Annotated in this window: 15 protein-coding genes; 9 read left to right on the top strand and 6 right to left on the bottom strand. The window is 41.0% G+C overall.

The window, feature by feature from the left end; translation table 11 throughout:
• Positions 1–131 precede the first annotated feature (131 nt).
• Positions 132–1,067, top strand: coding sequence for a homocysteine S-methyltransferase (mmuM, locus tag SDEL_RS06240; RefSeq protein WP_012857010.1), 936 nt, complete (start codon positions 132–134; stop codon positions 1,065–1,067).
• 42 nt (positions 1,068–1,109) lie between these two features.
• Here the strand turns inward: mmuM and SDEL_RS06235 are convergent, their stop codons facing one another.
• The 3 genes from SDEL_RS06235 to SDEL_RS06225 all read right to left on the bottom strand — a co-directional run bounded on the left by SDEL_RS06235 (position 1,110) and on the right by SDEL_RS06225 (position 4,627).
• Positions 1,110–1,628, bottom strand: a complete 519-nt coding sequence (locus SDEL_RS06235) for a ferritin-like domain-containing protein (protein ID WP_012857009.1) — start codon at positions 1,626–1,628, stop codon at positions 1,110–1,112.
• An 82-nt stretch (positions 1,629–1,710) separates the two neighbouring features.
• On the bottom strand, positions 1,711–2,196 hold the full coding sequence (gene tsaA, locus SDEL_RS06230) for a tRNA (N6-threonylcarbamoyladenosine(37)-N6)-methyltransferase TrmO (RefSeq protein WP_012857008.1): 486 nt from the start codon (positions 2,194–2,196) through the stop codon (positions 1,711–1,713).
• Between the two features lie 163 nt (positions 2,197–2,359).
• A complete protein-coding gene (locus SDEL_RS06225; protein ID WP_012857007.1) occupies positions 2,360–4,627 on the bottom strand; it encodes a bifunctional diguanylate cyclase/phosphodiesterase in 2,268 nt (755 codons plus the stop codon).
• Positions 4,628–4,790: 163 nt separating this feature from the next.
• Between SDEL_RS06225 and SDEL_RS06220 the strand changes: the two genes are divergently transcribed.
• The 7 genes from SDEL_RS06220 to SDEL_RS11695 all read left to right on the top strand — a co-directional run bounded on the left by SDEL_RS06220 (position 4,791) and on the right by SDEL_RS11695 (position 14,842).
• Positions 4,791–5,258: an RNA polymerase sigma factor gene (locus tag SDEL_RS06220; protein ID WP_012857006.1), complete on the top strand. Its 468-nt coding sequence runs from the start codon at positions 4,791–4,793 to the stop codon at positions 5,256–5,258.
• An 11-nt stretch (positions 5,259–5,269) separates the two neighbouring features.
• Positions 5,270–6,229: a FecR family protein gene (locus SDEL_RS06215; protein ID WP_012857005.1), complete on the top strand. Its 960-nt coding sequence runs from the start codon at positions 5,270–5,272 to the stop codon at positions 6,227–6,229.
• 103 nt (positions 6,230–6,332) lie between these two features.
• Positions 6,333–9,059: a secretin and TonB N-terminal domain-containing protein gene (locus tag SDEL_RS06210; protein ID WP_012857004.1), complete on the top strand. Its 2,727-nt coding sequence runs from the start codon at positions 6,333–6,335 to the stop codon at positions 9,057–9,059.
• 80 nt (positions 9,060–9,139) lie between these two features.
• Complete coding sequence (locus SDEL_RS06205) at positions 9,140–11,992, top strand: M16 family metallopeptidase (protein WP_012857003.1); 2,853 nt, start codon at positions 9,140–9,142, stop codon at positions 11,990–11,992.
• Positions 11,985–12,878, top strand: a complete 894-nt coding sequence (locus SDEL_RS06200) for an ABC transporter ATP-binding protein (protein WP_012857002.1) — start codon at positions 11,985–11,987, stop codon at positions 12,876–12,878. Before SDEL_RS06205 ends, SDEL_RS06200 begins: the two co-directional genes overlap by 8 nt.
• Positions 12,879–13,571, top strand: coding sequence for a hypothetical protein (locus tag SDEL_RS06195; RefSeq protein WP_012857001.1), 693 nt, complete (start codon positions 12,879–12,881; stop codon positions 13,569–13,571).
• Positions 13,568–14,842, top strand: a complete 1,275-nt coding sequence (locus SDEL_RS11695) for a DUF4857 domain-containing protein (protein WP_012857000.1) — start codon at positions 13,568–13,570, stop codon at positions 14,840–14,842. The genes SDEL_RS06195 and SDEL_RS11695 overlap by 4 nt, the downstream gene beginning before the upstream one ends.
• Before the next feature lie 49 nt (positions 14,843–14,891).
• Here SDEL_RS11695 and SDEL_RS06185 read toward each other — a convergent pair whose 3' ends face one another.
• Positions 14,892–15,959: an AI-2E family transporter gene (locus tag SDEL_RS06185; RefSeq protein ID WP_012856999.1), complete on the bottom strand. Its 1,068-nt coding sequence runs from the start codon at positions 15,957–15,959 to the stop codon at positions 14,892–14,894.
• 93 nt (positions 15,960–16,052) lie between these two features.
• Here SDEL_RS06185 and SDEL_RS06180 point away from each other — a divergent pair, with 93 nt between their 5' ends.
• Complete coding sequence (locus SDEL_RS06180; RefSeq protein ID WP_012856998.1) at positions 16,053–16,586, top strand: hypothetical protein; 534 nt, start codon at positions 16,053–16,055, stop codon at positions 16,584–16,586.
• A 6-nt stretch (positions 16,587–16,592) separates the two neighbouring features.
• Here SDEL_RS06180 and SDEL_RS06175 read toward each other — a convergent pair whose 3' ends face one another.
• Positions 16,593–17,750 (bottom strand): OmpA family protein, encoded by a 1,158-nt coding sequence (locus SDEL_RS06175; RefSeq protein WP_012856997.1) that lies wholly within the window; start codon positions 17,748–17,750, stop codon positions 16,593–16,595.
• Positions 17,747–18,910, bottom strand: coding sequence for a MotA/TolQ/ExbB proton channel family protein (locus SDEL_RS06170; RefSeq protein WP_012856996.1), 1,164 nt, complete (start codon positions 18,908–18,910; stop codon positions 17,747–17,749). Before SDEL_RS06170 ends, SDEL_RS06175 begins: the two co-directional genes overlap by 4 nt.
• Positions 18,911–19,036 lie beyond the last annotated feature (126 nt).

Raw genomic sequence — 19,036 nt, 5'->3', positions numbered from 1 at the left:
AATGTAAACTGTTTTGATTGAGAAAATTAAGAAATACCACAATGATAATTCATAATAATGATCTATCAAATCGTTTACATGTAAACTAAAACTTAGCTATGATATACCGTAAAATTTTTGAGGAAAAACGTATGAATCCCCTAACTCCTTTTTTAGAAAATCAATTCGTGTTTATTTTAGATGGTGCGTTTGGTACGGAACTTGAGCGCAAGGGCTATGACATTAACGATTCACTCTGGTCAGCGAAGTTTCTCATGGAAAAGCCTGAAGCCATTGCTGAGGTGCATTTGGATTATTTAAGAGCGGGGAGTGATTGTATTACGACGGCGAGTTATCAAGCCAGTTTTGAGGGGTTTATGAAACGAGGGATGAGTGAAGAGGAAGCCAAAGCGCTCATCGCCTCTTCGGTGCAGATTGCCAAAAAAGTACGAGATGATTTTTGGGCGGATGAGACAAACCGCACGAAGCGATTAAAACCGTTGGTCGCAGCTTCCGTTGGGCCTTATGGGGCGTATTTAGCCGATGGTTCGGAGTTTCGTGGTGATTATGCGCTGGATGTTGAAGCCCTTCAAGCTTTTCATGCCAAACGACTTTTAACGCTCATCGAAGCCAAACCCGATTTGCTGGCGTGTGAGACCATTCCGTGTCTGAAGGAGGCGAAAGCCTTGTGTACGCTTTTAGAGGACTATCCTGATGTGAGCGCATGGATGAGTTTTAGTGCCAAAGATGGCGAACACATTAACAGTGGTGAGAGTGTGCGTGAATGTGCGCAGTTTCTGGAGAATCAAAAAAACATTGTGGCTATTGGCATTAACTGCACGGCGCCCGAGTTTATCGAATCACTCATTGGCGAAATCAAAGCGGTCTCTTCAAAGCTCATTATTGTCTACCCAAACGGTGGAGCTACGTATAATGCGCTTACCAAAACATGGAATGGTCTTTCTAAAAATGCTTCGTATGGAAAAATGGCGTACGGGTGGTATCAAAAAGGGGCAAGGTTAATTGGGGGATGTTGTCAAACCACGCCTGAAGATATCGCTCAGATTGCGAAGTGGGTACGAGGTTAAAAGGGTTTACATGTAAGGAAAAAATCCTTACATGTAAGAAACTCAGGCAGGTTCACCTGCTGGCATTGTTGCTGCCATCGTGGCTTTTTTCTTACTGCGCTCCATCGATTGAAGCACTAAGTATTGTTCACCAAATTTAAGCATATTTTCCATTTCATCGTCAAATTCTGCGTAGTGTCCTTCTTCTTCTAAGACCAGTTCTTCAAAGAGTTTTTTAGAGACGCTATCGGCATGATTGCCACACTCAAGGGCAAAGTTGTTGTACATCACAATAGCATCTTCTTCGCTTTGGCGTGCAAACTCAATCATCTCTTTAACGGTAATAATCTGTTTCACCTCTTCAGCGGCTTTCATCTCAATGGTACCTTTTAAAAACAAAACCCTATCGGCTAAGCGTTCAATGTGCAACATTTCCATAATGGCGATACGCTTAAAGAGGCTGGAGAGAAGGTCGTATCCTTGGTCATCACAATGGAAGTGAAAGAACATGTACTGATGGACTGCTGAGAGTTCATCTCCAATCGCACGGTTGAGTAATTCTATACTTTTATCACGTTTCATTCTATCTCCTTAAAGGGGGTATTTGTGGAACATACTACCATAAAAAGTGAAAATAAAATCTAAGAATTTATTGGATTATCGTCTAATAATCGTGTGGAATCCCTTTGATGTGCAACATAAAATGCTCCCGATTGTCCAGGTCATTGAGCCAACCATAATTGGCATCACTTTTATCGTCAAGTTCTTTGATATAAGGTTTAATGTCCAAAAGCGGTGTGCTATCAAAAACATCCAGTCCTGAGACGTAGAGTCTGTTATCAATGACATTGATAAGTTTGACAATGCTTAACCCAATGGGATTGGGGCGGCAGGGTGTTCGTGTGGCGAAAAGTCCTAACTCTTTGTTGGCTAACCACGGTGGGGTAAAACGCATTTTAGGCTTCTCTTGGAGCTTGTCAATATAAAAAATGACATAGATGTATTTAAAACGTAGTAACTCTTTAAGACCCTCTTCGTATCTTTCATCAAGCTCAATGTAAAACTCACCTGTATCGTTGTGCACAGGCTGATAAGGGGCATTGGTGCTATAAGGCGTGTGAATCACTCCAATAGCTTCAAGGGAAATCATAAAGGCACTCCTTGTAATACTTTTTTAGAGTTTATCGTATCTGAGTTTAAATTTTCTACGGAATTGTAAGTCTGTGATGAAAGTGTATTCAAAAGAGAAAAAAAGTATTTACATGTAAAGTTACCATGAATTGTTTAGTCTGCCAATTAGAAGACTAAATTCTTTACATGTAAACTGTTTTTTGCGCTTTGACAAAGAGTTTTAAATCTTCGTAATTGAGGGGTTTTGCGTACAAATAGCCTTGAAATCTGTCGCATCCTAGTCTTTTGAGTTTAACCTCTTGCTCTTTGGTTTCCACCCCTTCTGCAAGGATAGCTAACTCTAAATTTTTACCGATGCTAATGATGTTTTGAACCATCTTCTCAGCGGTGATATCTTCAATGAGTGTATCCACAAAGCTTTTATCGATTTTAAGTTCATCTATGGGGAGTTTTCGTAAAATACTCAAAGAAGAATATCCTGTACCAAAGTCATCCATAGAGATAGAAAGCCCCATAGAACGAATTTTTTGCAAAAGCGGTAAGAGGTATTCGATATCTTCAATAAATAAGCTCTCTGTAATTTCAAGGCATAAAACAATGTTGGTAAGTTTAATCGTCTCAATTTCGTGCGTGAGATGTTCTAAGAAATTGGCTTCCATAAATTGTTTAATAGAAATATTCAGCGAAACTTGAAAGCTAAAGCCCATCTCTTCTTGAAAGCTTTTCATCTCCTCTAACGTTCGCTTCATAATAAAATCGCCCAGTTTTGGCATGAGACCTGATGCTTCAGCGACAGGAATAAATTTATCAGGTGGAACAATGCCCAACTCCTTGCTGTTCCACCTGACCAACGCCTCAACGCCATACATCACTCCCTCATGTGTCATCTGTGGCTGATAGACCATATAGAGTTCATTTTTTCCTAAGGCTTGACGTAAATTTTGCTCTAGGGTGACACGGTTGAGATAGCCTTCTTGCATGGAAGGGGCAAAAAGGCGCACACTGTTTTTATGTTTTTTGGCTTCATACATCGCAATATCGGAAGCACGCAAAAGCATATCCAGAGTGTGCCCATGCTCAGGATATTTGGCAATGCCAATGCTCGCTCCAATAGCAAAATTAAACTGCCCAATGACATAGGGTTTGGAGACTTCTTGCATGATTTTTTCAGCTTGTGCTAAGAGTTCTTGCTCATCAACGAGGTAACTTAAGAGAATAAACTCATCGCCTCCTTGACGAATGGCAATACTCTGAGTTGCTTTTACATGTAATAAGCGTTTGGAGAATTCAATGAGAATTAAATCGCCAAAGTGGTGACCAAAACTGTCATTGACATTTTTAAAATGGTCTAAGTCAATATACAAAAGGCTAAAAGGCGGGGCATTCTCATAAATCCAATCGTTCATGCATTGTTGAAAATAGGCTCGATTGGGCAGTTTGGTTAGTGAATCGTGGGTCGCTTGAAAAATCAAATCCGCTCGTCGTTTTTCTTCTGCATGGGCAATCATTCTAAATAAGAAAAACAGCAGAATATAGATGCCTACAAAAATGAAAAGATAAAACAAAACGTTGTGAATAAACTCTGTGATAATGTGCGCACTCTCAATCTCTGAGAGAATCCATAACGCATAGCGAGGCTCGTATTTGAGGGCTATTTGGATGGAATGCCCTTGCGCATCGTATGCGGTGGCAGTATACGTACGGGTGTTGGTTTTAAGCGTCTCTTCGGCAATAGCGTATTTTTGCGTAATAGCGTTAAAAATGCCTTGCACAAAGTGCTCAGGAAGCGCTTTGGTGTAGAGTTCTTTGGGAATTTCGTGATTGGAGGATTGAAACTGAACAAATTTGTCCCGATCTCGAATCAGTGTCACTTTATTGTAATCGCCCAAAGAGAGGTTTTCGGTGTAAAGTTTAAAGGCTCCTTCGATGCCAAGACCAGCGGTCATGACGCCTAAAAGTTCACCTTCATCGCTGTAAATACTTTTACGAAGAGGAATACCCCAGCGCCCACTAGCAGCGATAAAATAGGTAGTGCCTAAGACCATCTGTTTTTGAGTGAGCGTGTATTCAAAAGAGTCTTTAGTGATGGGATTTTGGCGTAAATTGGGGAGTTTTGCTTTATCAAATGCGCTATTGACATGCAGATAATTTCCCTCAACATCCACAAAACCAAAAGCAACGACTGAGGGGTTGATGCGTAAAAGTTCATCCAAAATGCGAGGCTCTTTTTCTTCTAAGACGCGTTTACCCAAAACATCAAGAATCATCTCCTGAGAGAGAAGCAGTGAGTGTGTAGCATTGCCCACAAGTTTGACCAAATTGGTTTGATCCGTGGCGTACTGTTCATTAAGATTTTGCCACTTATGATAAGAGACAATGCCTAAAAATAAACACCCACCGATAAGAAGAATGTAAAAAAGCATCCAAATATTCTTTTGAATTAGCGCCATACACTCTCCTTAAAAATTCTTCTTTAATAATCTTAACATAAAAATCGTCAGCCAATACTTCACTTTTTAGTAATTTTGATAACCGATATTATAAATTCTTAAGAAGAAGGGACTATAATCACGGTTTTAAACGTAGCCTAAGAGATAAAAATAAGAGTTCAGTATGTTAAAGTATTATAAAGAGTTGGTTTTTTTTGTCCAAAAATTAGTGGGTGATAAAGAGCTTGCTATGGATATTACGCAAGAGACGTATAGCAAAACACTTGAAAAATCCAAAGAGATGTTCATTGAAAATGAGCGGGCTTTTTTATACAAAGTCGCTCGAAATATTGCTATTGACCTTTCACGAAAAGATAAAAATAGAGTTTTTATCGCTTATGAAGAGGAAGATTATTGTTGTCAAAAGAAGGAAGAACCGCAAGAAATTGCCCTTGAAGAGTACAAACAAGAACTCCTTTTAAAAGCCCTTGATACACTACCTAAACATTTAAAGCATGTGTTTGTTTTGCATGTTATGGAAGGATACAGTAAAAAAGAGATTGCTTCCATGATGAATCTAAACATTAACAGTGTTCAAAAATACATTATTAACGCCACAGCCAAACTAACCGAGTACATCCACAATGAATAAGGAAGTGAAGCATGAATCCTACCCTAGATAAAGAAGCAAGTTATTTTTTAACCTGTATGAAGGATGGTTTTACCCAAGAGCAAAAAGAGGCGTTTGCGCTTTGGATAAAGCAGAGCCCTTTACATGAAAAAGCATTTGAGGATGTAAAAAAACTCACCTCTTTTTACAGAGCTTTGCCTCAAAACAAGCAAACAGAGGTGATTGAACATGTGCATGCTGAGATAAAAAGAGAGCGCATTTTTAAACGTAGGCGAGTGTTGGCAATGGCGGCATCGTTACTTATTTTCTTTTGTGCCATTAGTTATGAACGCTATCTCGCTTTTTTTGTACCGCATCACTACTCGACTCAAAAAGAGAGGCAACACATAATCCTTCCCGATGATTCAACGGTTCTTTTAGACGCTAAAACCAAAGCCTCCATTCGCTGTAGTTCCTCCAAACGAGAAGTGCTCTTAGAAAAGGGTAAAGTTTTGTTAAGTGTGACTAAAAATCCAGACAAACCCTTTTGGGTGCAAACAGGTGGGATTAGCATTAAGGTTTTAGGGACACGCTTTGAAGTAGAGCATTACGATGATCATGTTGATATCAGTGTTCTTGAGGGCATTGTTAGCGTTCAAAAAGGAGAAGAGCATCTTTTAGCAACCCTTACAAAAGGCGAAAAACTCTCCTATTTAGCAACGAGTGATCGTATTTTGCTTCAAAAAGTTGCTCCAGAGATGATTGCCTCATGGAAAGAGGGGGTATTACGATTTCAAAATGAGACGCTTTATAGTGCTATTGATGCCTTTAGTTACTATCATGACCTTAATATTTCCCTTCAACCTGAGCTGGAAAATCAGCGTATTTCAGGCTCTTTTGCTATTGATGAAGTTGATAAATTTTTATACGCTTTAAGCAAAATTTATACTCTTAATGTACGTAAAATAGGCGATACACTGTATATTCAAAAAAAACAGAGAAAAAATAATTAAATTTTTTCTTCTGCGTTATATCCATTTTTTGCATACCGAAACGTCTTATTATTTAGAGAATAGTTCTCAATATTGTTATTATGCGTAAAAAGGGGGAAAATGGATGGGTATTAAGTATTCAAAAATAGCGCTGTGTTTGGCGTTATATTCAAGTGTGTATGCACAGAGTTTTAGTGTAAATTCGCAAAGTTTAGAAGAGGCGATTCAAAGTATCGCAACACAAGCGAAGATGCCTTATATGGCTGATGGAAAGTTACTTAAAGGTAAAAAAGCACCTACCTTTTCCAATGTTGAGACACTCAAAGAAGCTTTACGTAAGGTTTTAGAAGGCAGTGGTTTAGAAGCTGTGATTGAGAATGAAACAATTATGATTCAGCCAAAAGCACAGGTGGTTTCAACTCAAACTAACGATAGCGATGCGGTACTTTTAAAGCCCATTAGTATCTCCTCCACACCACAAAGTACGGTGGCAACAACGGTGATTGATAGTACGTACATTCAAAGCGCACCCACAGCCAATCATACCATTACGGATTTATTTAGAGGAAAATCGTATGTACAATTTGATCAAAGCTCTCTTAGTTCTGCCACAGGAGGCGAGATAACACCACCTAAGGTTTCCATTTTTGGAAGTAAGCATTATGAAAATAATTTTATGCTCAATGGTGTGAGCAATAACAATGACTTAAATCCAGGGGGTTCAGAGCTTGGAACTTCTGATCTGACTGGGCAACCTAGCGGTGAAGCGCAGTCTTTATTTATTGACACCTCTTTGGTAGAGAGTGTGACCATGCATACGGAAAATGTCTCCTCTGAATATGGCGATTTTTTAGGGGGAGTGGTGAATGCAAAGCTTAAAGATGCGGCAAAAGATGGCTGGCATGGCTCACTCAGTGCTCGTTATACTGAGGATTCATGGGCAAGATTTCACTTAACTGAGGATGAGCGAGAAGAGGCTGAAACTACCACAACAGCAAAGCTCCAACCTGAATTTAAGAAGAAAGATTACTCTCTTTCCTTACATGGACCTATCAGTGAGCATTGGGGGTTGATGGTAAGCTACGCTAAAAAGGAGTCGGAGATTCCTTTGGTGACCAAGTATGTAGTCCCCGATGGTAATGGGGGTTGGACACGGGATAAACTAAACCAATACAGAGAGAGTGAAAACTTTTTAATCAAGCTCAATACCCAAGATTATGATAATTTTAAAGCCAGTTTGACGGCCATTTACGCACCCTATACCCAGTCTAAATTTAATCCAAATTTTAAAGATTCAAACTATGACATTAAAGGGGGTGGTTATACACTCATTTACGAGATGGAAAATGATTTAAGTTTTGGTAAGTGGAAAAATACACTCAGTTATCAAATGAATGAAGTCTCAAGGGATTCGAGCAGTAACATCAATTACGGTTGGAGAAATACGCTTGCAGGAGCCAATTTAGATTGGAAAAACAGTACAACATCGACCACCTCTTCTGAGGGTGGTTTTGATGATTATGAGCAAAAAAAGCAAATCTATGCATGGAAAAGTGTTTTAGATGTTGAGCCTTTTAAAACCTCTGAGCTAGAACATGCCATAAAAGTAGGGTATGAAGCGAAGTATTCCCTTGTGAGTGCCGAGCGAGAAGGCTACACTGCTTATGCGGTTGTCAATGCAAAAGCCGATACCAGTGTGGTGGGGAGTAAGGAAGATGGTATTTTAACAGGAAGTCAATACTTCACTCGAAAAGTGATAGGTATGGCGCAAGAGCGAGAGGTCGATTATGCTTCGTATGCCGCCTTTTTAGAAGATAGCATTAAAATTGAGCGTTTTACCATCCGACCAGGCATTAGGGTTTCTACAGAGAGCATTACCCATAACATTGACCCTGCGTGGAGACTTTTTGTCAATGCCGATGTTTTTCACGATAACGTCTTAAATATCTATGGTGGAAGCAACCGCTATTATGGTGGACAAATTCTCTCCTATGCAACTCATATGCCACTTCAACCCTATGTTTTCACACGAACGAGTGCGACCGCCGCATGGGTTGCTGGTACAACAAGCAACGCCGTGTCGTATGGTTTGGGTGATTTGAAAACGCCTTATTCGGATGAGTACAATGTAGGAACCTCGCTCAATGTTTACGATACCCTCTTTAGCGTGGATTATGTCAATCGCTCTTATAAAGACCAAATTCGTTCTAAAACCATTAGTACAGGGCCGACGTACCGCGAGTATACCAATGAAGGTGAGAGCAGTTATTGGGGTGTGACGTTTGCTATCTCTAAAGAGTATGATTTAGGTTCTTTGGGAAAACACGCCTCTAAATTTTCCGCCACACGCTCGTTTTCAAAGTCTAATAGCTTTGATCCACTGAGTGCCTTTACGGACAATGAAGAGAAAAGTTATTCCAATACCCATATTACCTATAATGGACGTTTGACGCCAGTAGAAGATGCACCTGCTACTGATTTTAATCGTCCATGGGTCATTGCGTACACGCATGTGGCAGAACCGTATGATTGGCTCAACCTCACAGGCGTTTTACGTTATCAAACCGCTTCTAAAGGGATGCTAACGGATGGTTCTGGTTTGGTTGATCCTAAGGGTGTTTTAACCAACGCCTATGTCGATGTGGACTATAAGCCAACCTTCAATGTGGATTTATCGACTGCTATCACCACAAAAATCAATGGTCAAAAGTTTATTTTTGGGGTGGATATTTTAAACCTTTTCAACCGTAAAAACGATGCAACCACAGGTTATGGAAGCAGTAGCAGTGTCTCAACGGTGACCTATACGATGGGTCGTCAATTTTACGCCAATGTCAGGTATGAATTTTAAGCATACACCCTTTTACATGTAAAGCTTTTTTCTTTACATGTAAAGGTTTTAAACACCACCACATTTTAAAGGTTTTAACAATGAATATAAAAAAAATAGGTTTAACATGTTTGCTGGCGATGTGCTGTACGCTAAGCGTATCCGCACACGAACTGGTATGGTACGATGGAAAGTGGGCGCACGAGGGAAGTGATTTAACGCCTGATAAAAAAGTAACGTTTGGCACCCTTAAAAATGGGGTACGCTACGCCATTATTCCCAATAAACTGCCCAAAGGAAGGGTATCGCTTTATTTAAACATGCAAGTTGGCTCTTTAATGGAGGAGGAGAGTGAAAAAGGGTTTGCCCATTTTGTGGAACATATGGCATTTAATGGCACGAAACATTTTCCAGCAGGCTCTTTAATTCCCTTTTTTCAAGAAAATGGGATGAGTTTTGGAGGCGACACCAATGCCCACACTTCACTGGCGGAGACGGTTTATAAACTTAACCTTGCCAAAGTCGATGATGCCTCTGTAGAGAAAGCCTTATTCATTTTACGTGATTTTGCCGATGGCATGCTCATGGAAGAACACGAGGTGAAAGATGAAATAGGGGTGATTCTCTCTGAGAAAAAAACACGAGAGAGTGAAGAATCTTTAGCCAAAGATGCCAGACGAACACATCTCTACAAGGGGACAAAATTTGAGGATAATGTCATTGGAACGGAACAAAGTATTCAAAGTGTTACGTCAAGCAACTTAACGCACTTTTACACCACATGGTACCGACCTGAGCGTGCGATGGTTGTGGTGGTTGGTGATATAGAGGTTTCAAAATTAGCCCCTATGGTGGAGAAAACGTTTCATAGTTTTAAAAACGACACACCCCCTCCTGTGGTTCACGATTTTGGTGAAGTTAAGCGACCAGTCTTTGAGCTTTTTGTTCAGCCTCGTGAGATGGACGGGGTTAGTTTTTCACTCTCGATTATCCATCCACGCATCTTCTACAAAGACACCCAAGAGAGACTAAGAGAGTCATTCGTTCAATCCATGGCATCGTATATTTTCAATCAACGCTTACGAGAAATAGGACTCAAACATCCACATCTTTGGGGCAAAGCGCAATTTTATAACAGCTCTAAAAAAGGACTTTTACCCTCAGCTGGGCTTAGCTTCATCAGCAACAGTGAGCATTGGGAAGAGGCGTTAAAGAGCTTGATAAAAGAGAGTAAGAGTGCGCAAGCGTTTGGCTTTAGTGTGGAGGAGCTTAGTCAGGCTAAAACAGTAATAGGTAGAAACCTCGATAAAGCCATCTTAAATGAGGCGAACCAAAAAAGCAGTGACATCGCCAATGGATTTGTCACCATTGCCAACAGCGGTGCGGTGTATACCTCCTCACAAGAGGATAAAAAGCATTATGAACAGTTTTTACCGACCATTACGCTTGCTGAAGTCAATGCGGCGTTTAACGAGGCGTTTGCTCCAGAGAATAGAACGCTGGTTGTGAGTGGTAAGCTCAAAGCGAGCCATGAGCAGATAACGCAAGCATGGAAGAGTGCTCAAAAACAACCGTTTCAGGCGTACGAAGCCAGTGTAAAAAAGGAATTTCCTTACTTAAGTCTCCCAAAGGAGGTTACAAGCCTGCCTAAATTAGAGAAAAAATCATTGGGTAAAGATGCCCCCACACTGTATGTCGCACACTATAACGACACACTGGATATTTACATGATTCCAACCAAATACGAGCACAATCAGGTGATGGCTCGTTTGATTTTTGGAGAAGATAAACCTTTTGGCGAGAGCGTTTTACCTTTACGTAAAATCGCCTCGACAGTGTTATCAGGAAGTGGCATTGGAGCGCTTTCTCCCACAGAGGTTTCCAAACTCTTTGGTGGGTTAGGACTGAGTGTGAGTGAAGGATTTGATGATGCCAACTCGGTGATTAATGGCAGTGCAACAAGCAAAGATTTCTCCCCTCTTATGCAAACGATGTGGACGCAGTATGTAGACCCAACGCCCAAAGAGTCTGCGCTGATTCGCTTTAAACAATCGCTTGAACTGGGTGAACACCAAAAAGAAAAGAGTGTGGAGGGCGTGGATCAAGCGTACAGTGCTTCGTATTTTCATGGGGACTCAAAGCGTTATGCGTCTATGAGCCTTGAGAGCTTAGAGCAGTATCGCTTAGAGGATATTCGTACATTTGTGAAAAATCAAAGGGATTTTAGTCGCAAAGCAACCATGATTATTACCGGAGATTTTGAACCCAAAAGTGTTCTCAAAGAGGTGGTACGCTACTTTGGAGTGCATGAGAAAAAGGCTCATAAAGCTTATGACACACACCTTCAATCCGCCTCATTTCCAAGCCAGAGTTACCATGAGCGCATCGTAGAGGATAAGGTCGATAAAAGTGTGGTGTACCGTGTGTTTGAAAGTCCTGTTGAAAACATAGAAGATAGAAAAAGGATTGCAACCATCAACATTTTATCTGCGGTACTTAAAGACAGGCTTCGCAAAGAACTGCGTGAAAAATCAGGCGTTGCGTATAGTCCCTCCGCTTCGTTTAAACATTCAATCAATCCTGTGGACAAAGGCTTTGGACTGTTAAGCATGAAAGTCACCACACAAACTAAAAACAAGCAAGAAGCGCTGGCGAAGATGGATGAGATAGTGGCAGATTTGCTTTGCAGTGGTGTGAGTGAGGATGAGATAGAGCGCTTAAAAGCTCCAATGCTCACTTCATGGAAGAGCGGCCTGCGTAAAAGTGAGCTTTGGCATAATCTCTTAGATAGAGAACTGCGCCATGAACTCCCTTTTGTGCAATGGCATGAAAATTATCCCAAACTCTTAGAGCAGATTCATGCGAAAGATGTCAATGAAGCCTTAGCGGTCATTTTAAACACGCAAAAGAGCGCTGCGTATGTGATAACCTCAAAGGGAGTAGTCAATGAATGAATTAATTGTGTGTAAAGATTTGCGCTTTGGATACGGTAAAAAAGAGGTCTTGCATGGGCTCAATTTTACGGTTAATGAAGGCGGAATTGTGGGTCTTTTGGGCAGAAACGGTGCGGGGAAGAGTACCACCATTAATATTTTAATGGGCTTTTTAGAGCAAACTTCAGGGGAGTGTTCCATTTTGGGGCATCCAAGTTATTCCATTCCGTCTTATGTGAGGCGGGATATTGGCTTGTTGCATGAGGGGTTTATTCAGTACGATTTTATGAGCATTGAGGGGATTGAGAAGTATTACGCTTCGTTTTATCCGCAGTGGAATAGGGATTTGTATTATGATTTGGTGAGCCGCATTAAAGTGCCGTATTCGAGGAAGATTACCCGTCTCTCATGCGGACAGCGTTCTCAAATTACCTTAGGGCTTATTTTAGCGCAATCACCAAAGCTAATGATTTTGGATGACTTTTCCATGGGGTTAGATGTGGGGTATCGAAGGTTGTTTTTAGAGTTTTTGCGTGATTACGTGGATACGTACAAAACCACGGTCTTACTCACCTCGCATGTCATTCAAGAATTGGACTCGTTTTTGGACAAAATCGTCTTTATTAAAGAGGGGGATATTATCTACGATGGTACGAAAGAGTCGTTTCTCTCCTCGTTTTACGCGTATACCATTCCCATTGAAGAGTCCAAAAAAATTCTTACATGTAAAGCGATAGAAAACATTGAATACGGCAATAAATACGCCCATATCTTTGGCTACAGATCCAAAGAAGCGATGCAAACATGTTTGAGAGAATTTGGTGTGGATGAAGCGGTGGTTAGGGCGTTAGAACCCAATGTACTTCATTTAGAAGATGCCTTTGTTGGGCTTACAGGGAGATATTAGATGCAACAGATAGATACAAAAACAATGTTTAGTGCGGTCTTGCTCAAAGAGTGGATCAAGTTACGCCTTTTGGTATGGGTGCCTTTTTTGGTTTTAATCGCTGTGTTGATAGATGTCTACATGCGCTACAAAGGGGTGGTGGCATCGCATGGGGCGGCGGCATTGTGGCTGGATTTGATTTATAAGCAGAGCATTCATTTTGTGAAGCTCAAGTGGGTCTTCATTGGAGGAGGCATTTGGTTTGCGTGTTTGCAGTTCTTGCCTGAGTGCTCCAATAAACGTCTGCGTTTGCTCTTTCATATTCCAGTGGCGCATCAAATTCCGATGTATGCGATGCTTTTTGTAGGAGTTTCTATCATGGCGTTGTTATTTTTGGGTGCGTATGTGGGACTGTATGGGGTCTTTTCATTTTTCTATTTTCCACAAGAGCTCTCCTCTGTGATGCTTCAAACCACACTTCCGTGGGCATTGGCAGGATTGGTTGCTTACTGTGCGAGTGGCGCAGTCATTGCTCAATCGGGCGTGTATCGTAAATTAGCATTTGTCTTTTTGGGGTATGTCCACGTAGGCATATTAACCCAAACAAATGGCTTTGATGCCTTTAATGACCTAGGGCTTTACGCCCTAAGCACACTGGCGTGGCTTTTTGTCTTTGAAGCTGCGGCATTGGGTGTGAAGGAGGGAAGAGCATGAGAGTGAGTCTGCCTAAATTAGCACTCTTTTTTCTGGTTGTTTTTGTCCTCTCCTCGTTCATTCCTACGGTGTACAACCGTGCGACACGGGTGGATCGTTTTAGTTTGAGTGGCGATTTTAGTCCGCTTTTGAAGTCGTTTATTATTTGGGAAAATAGCCCTGATGAGATGTTCTTTAAAACGCAAAAGGGCGAACTCCTTGAGAAAGCAGAGGCGCATAAAAACATGCCGTTTATCTTCTCTAGCAATGTCAATAAATGGGGCGGTTTTCCTTTACATGTAGACAATCAAACCTTTAGTTACGAAGAGGCAAAACGAAACTCACAACGGATGCAACTCTCCCCTCGTTATGTCTTCTCAAAGCCGATGCCGTTGCAGATTTTATTTGAAAATACCCCTTTTGGAACGCAATTTCCTCTGCCAAAAGATGTGGTCATTTTTAAAGAAAAAGGACTTGAATTTACAACCATGAGTGATGGTGTGGTGGATGCAGCAAAATCGCTAAAATTTACCAAAGCCTTAAGTGATGCGGGACTGACATTTCCCATTGCTTACGTTGCCACCAATCCAACGCCTCTTAAATCCTTTGATGAGGGCATGATGCTCATGGATGCAAAGCACAAGCTTTTCCAACTTAAAATGCTCAACAATGAGCCTTTCGTGCGTGATATGAAGATAAATCTTCCTGAAAAACCACTCTATATGACCTTAGAAGAGAATTCTAGGAAGCTCTATTATGGGTTGATTGCAACCTCTTCAAATGTCTATATCTACACCTATAATCATGAGCTGATTGAGCTGCCTTTGAAAGGGTATGAGCCTAAAAAACACGCTGTGGTGATTCGTATGAGTCCTCTCTATCAGAGTTTGATTCAAACCGATATTAGCGATAAAAATGTTCCTGTGGAGTACATTGCCACTGATACAGCGTTTAAACCCTTCTCGTTTTATCAGCAACGTTTTCCTGAGTCTATTGTGGAGACTTTAGCATTGAACGAAAAAGGACTCTCCTTTTTAACACCCCTGCGTCTTAAACAGTTTTCAAATACCGAGGGTGGCATTGTTTTTGATATGAGTCTGGCAGAAGATAAGCTCTTTATGGGATTAGGTATTCTCTTAGCGCTCTTCATATATGTGGGGTATAGTCGCTTCAAGCACAAAGCCATCAACGCGCTTTCCATGCTCTTGATTGCACTCTTTGGTTTGCCAGCACTCATCGCTATTTTGGTGTTTGGGGATGTGAGTCAATACGCTCGCAAAAGAGAAAACTAAGCGATGATGCTTTTACATGTAAAGTCTTCAGGGCTTTACATGTAATGCTTTACGCTCTAGGTTTATGAATTTTTCGAAGGGTTTTTAAAACACTAATCGCAAGGGCAACGAGGGCTGGTCCTATAATAAATCCCCAAAAGCCAAACGCTCCAAGACCTGCGACAATGGAGAAGAAAATAATAAACTCATTGGTGCGTACTTCGCCTCCATTCATCGAGCGATTGACATAGTTTAACATGAGCAGTTTGACGATGTTATCAATAAAAAATGCCATCATCGCCCATGAATAGAGGGCAATAATGACCGCATTCATCACATCCCCTTGCCAATACTCACTAATCGCTACAGGTATCCACACAAGCGCTGTTCCGACAATGGGAATCACCGAGCTTATACCGGCTAAAAATCCAAGCAAGAGAGCATTATAGCCATCGAAAAAAGCGATAAAAAGCCCAAATGCTAAGCCTTGCGTTACCATAACTCCTAAAAGGGTGTAAAAAACGACGGAAAGCGTAATGCTCATCTCAGAGATAAATTGGCGTTTAATGGTACGAGAGAGAGGAACGATAGGTATTAAGAAGAGAAATAAAGAACGCCCATAGAGGTTAAAAAAGAAGAAAAAGACGATAATCATCACCATTTCACTTAGCATTCCCAAAAAGGTTTTAAGCCCACTGCCTAGCCACTTAGAAAGTAAGGCTATAATCTCATCTTTGTGCATGTTTGAGAGCATAATCAGCGTTTCAAAAGGCTCTTTTGCCCACGAGAGATAAGAAGGCAGTAAAGTGATATCTAAATGAATTTGGCTATCAAACGTCCGAATCGTTTCAATGATGGTTGTTGGGTGTTGAAAGAGTTGGAAGAAAAAAAGACTTAGAGGTAAAAAGATGATAAGGGATAAAAAGAGTGTCATTAACGCCGCACTAAACAGGTTCTTTTTTGCGGTGGAGAGTGAGGTTTTTTGCGTCAATAGTTTTAAAAGAAAACGTTGAAGCGGTGCCATAGTAAGGGCGAGTAAAAGAGCCACGCCTAAGCTTTTAAGAAACGGAGCAAAGAGCCAAATGAGCACACATAATGTAGCAATACTGAGCCAAATGAGAAAGGTGTTATTTTTCATAAATGTTTCGCTTCGTGTTAAGATGGTTTTATTTTAACATACAAAGAAGAAATAAGCTATCATTCGCTTTTAAATGATAATGGAGTCATAAAAATGAAATTAAAGCTATGGATAATAAGTTCGCTAGCACTGCCTTTGCTGCTCTGTGCGGGGGTCGATTTTGAGTGGCGTTACAGCTTAAACAATCGCTACCATGCAGACCCTTATGGGTATCGTTACGCATTGGTGGAGCGTTTTAAGGTGAGAGAATCAGGTGTGGTTTATCTGCTCGATAGTGTGCGTGAACCCTCAGATGCGTATATGATTTTTAGATTAGCCGAACTCTCAGGCAAATCGTATGAGCATATTTTGCGTATTTATCGTCAAAATGCCTCATGGCGTGATATTGCTCTTCTTGCAGGGATAGACCCGCATTCTCACGCCTATGAGGCACTTCGTCATACGCACGATTTACGAGATGATTATCGTAGTGATCGAAGACGCTATGAGCGTTATGAAGATAAGGGCGTGGTGATTAGGCGGGAGGAGATTTACATTCCTCAAACGTACCAAGAACAGCAAAGACGCTACCCTGATCATCGAAAGTACCAAGATGAAGGGTATGATGAAAGGTACAGAGGGCATTAAGCCCTCTTACTCTTTACGCTCTAAAAAGGTCTCTATCTCTTGAATAGCTTTTTTATTGGAGAGGCTAAATTTAATCTCAATACGGCGTGAAGCGTTTTTATCTTCTAGTCCATTTTTAAAGATTCTATCGCTATAAGAGCGTCCAATGGCACTGATGTAGCGTTGCAAAAGGGCATTTTTGCTCTCATCCCATGAGTAGATAAACGCCATGACCGCATAGGCTCTTTTTTGCGATAAATCAAGATTATTCATGTAACTTCCATCCGAATCGGTATGACCTTCAATCATAATATGGTCAATGTTATCCCTGATATCCGCATCGTTTAAAAGCACCTCTAAGTAAGGCTGTAAGGTCTCTTTGAGCTGTTTTTTTGCCTCAGGTTTAAGCTCATACGAGCCTACATCAAACAAAATGCCTGAGGGTAAACGAATCGCACCGCTGTTGGGGTCGATGTTGATTTTTTGCCCTAGCTTTGATTTTAACTCTTGCACCACTTTAATGCGAATGCCTGTCAGGTTTTTAATCCGTACTTTGGTGATATTCAAATCCTCTACCAAACGCTGGTGTGCAGTGCTCGTATCTAAGAGTTTTTGGGAGAGCAGGGCAAGTTCACCTTGTTTGAGCTTAAGGGTATTGCTGGTGTTGCTTAGCTCATTTTGTGTAACCATCAACGCTCCCTTGCTCTCATCTCGCTCGTTTTCAACCTCTAAAAGTAGGCGTTTGAGGCTCTCTATCTCTTTAGCGCTGAGTTCTAACTTTGCATCATTTTCCTCAAGAGCTTTGCCTTTTTCGGCTAAGAGTGCACGTGCGGCAAGTAAGGACTCTTCCGAGAGGATAACATCGCTTTTGAGCTTTGAAAGCTCCTCTTGCAAACGGGCTTGAAGCGTGGTGAGCTCTAAGGTTTTTTGCTCTGAGGCAATCAGTTTATCGCTGATACGTGCGACATCTCGTTTCTTTTGTGCGAGTTCTTCTTCACTCATCACCAAGGCTTTTTTCTGAGCGTCAAGGTCGGTTTTAATGGCACTTAAATCGCTTTGAGCATAGACGTATTTGATAATAATCGCCCCAATGAGTAAAATAAAAACAAACAACAAACCTGCCATTAAGTCCGCATACGAAACCCAAAAGGTCTGGTCACTGCTTTTTGAATGAAGTTGTCTCATGAGCGTAGCGCATCCATTTTATGAATAATCTCCTCCGTCTCCGCATCAATGATTTTTAGACTCTCTTTGAGCGATTCGACTTCAAGATTGGGTTCGGTTTCCACACGGGTGAGTGTACTCTCTTTTAAGGAGCGAAGCAGTTCTTGTTGGGTGGCTAACATCTCTTCGTTTGCCTCTTGCATCTTTACATGTAAAGATGTGGTGTTGGCGTTGAAGGTGTCTAGTTTGCTCAGCATTTCATTGTGAAGTTGTACTAAATTGCGCTGTTTTTCGCTTGAATGTGCCAACATTTCCATGCCCGTCTTAAAATGCTCTGCACTCTTTTTAACCGCTTCGCCTTCAAGTTTGAGCATTTCATCAAACAGGCTAAATTTACCCTCGATGGTGCGACCTAAGCGTTCAAAAAAGTCGCTAGAACTTAGACGTTCAAACATCTTGCCAATGTTCTCAAAGTGTTGTAAATTTTCTTTGAGGTAGGCTTGTTCTATCTCCTCTTTCGTCCAAAAAAGTGAAGCCGAAGCGCTCTTAATGCGCTGAACTTCTCTATCAAAATGACTTAAGCCCCGCTTTTCAAAAAAGAGCCACCACAACGAGAGCAAAATACCGTAAATAGAGACATAAAACGCTGTGCCTACTCCGCTTAAAAGCACGGAAATTTCTTGTTCTAGCGCACTAGAGGTTTGCGAAGAAAAATCGGGCAAAGTAAGAGCAATAGAAATAAACGTTCCTAAAATACCCATTGTTGGGAAAACCCCAGCGGCGATGGAAGCGTAGTTATCGTTGCGGATATTTTTGGCATAATCGTCCATAAAATTATCAAAACTGGCATTGGATTTTTCCATCTCGCCAATACGCATCAGATTTTTATGAATGTAGCTGTTGAGTTCGGTCTGAAAGCTCTGTTTGAGGCGTTTAAATTGGCACATACCAAACTCGCCATTGTGTTTGGCAAAGACCAAAGCCACGATAAAAATAAGTCCAATGAGCACAATACTATGTGTCCCCACAGCAAAGTGAAGAACACCCACATAGCCTAAAAGAAAGTAGAGATAAGCAAGAGTGGGTAGGGCAATGAGTTTGGCGTAAACGAGCGCACAGTTCTCTTCTTTACTCTCCAAAGCGCTTAAATCTTTAAGCATGGTATCCATTTTTTGATGCATGTAAAACCTTTCGAACAATATCTGTTTGCGATTATAACGCACCTTTTTATACAAAGGGTTAATACTAATTTTTACTTAATCCTAAAAGACTACAATATTTGTAGGCATTCATAGAAAAACTTAAAA

The organism is Sulfurospirillum deleyianum DSM 6946 (genome assembly GCF_000024885.1).
GTDB classification, from domain to species: Bacteria; Campylobacterota; Campylobacteria; order Campylobacterales; family Sulfurospirillaceae; genus Sulfurospirillum; species Sulfurospirillum deleyianum.
Note: the sequence above shows the minus strand (reverse complement) of the source record. Positions and strands in the feature narration are given on the sequence as shown.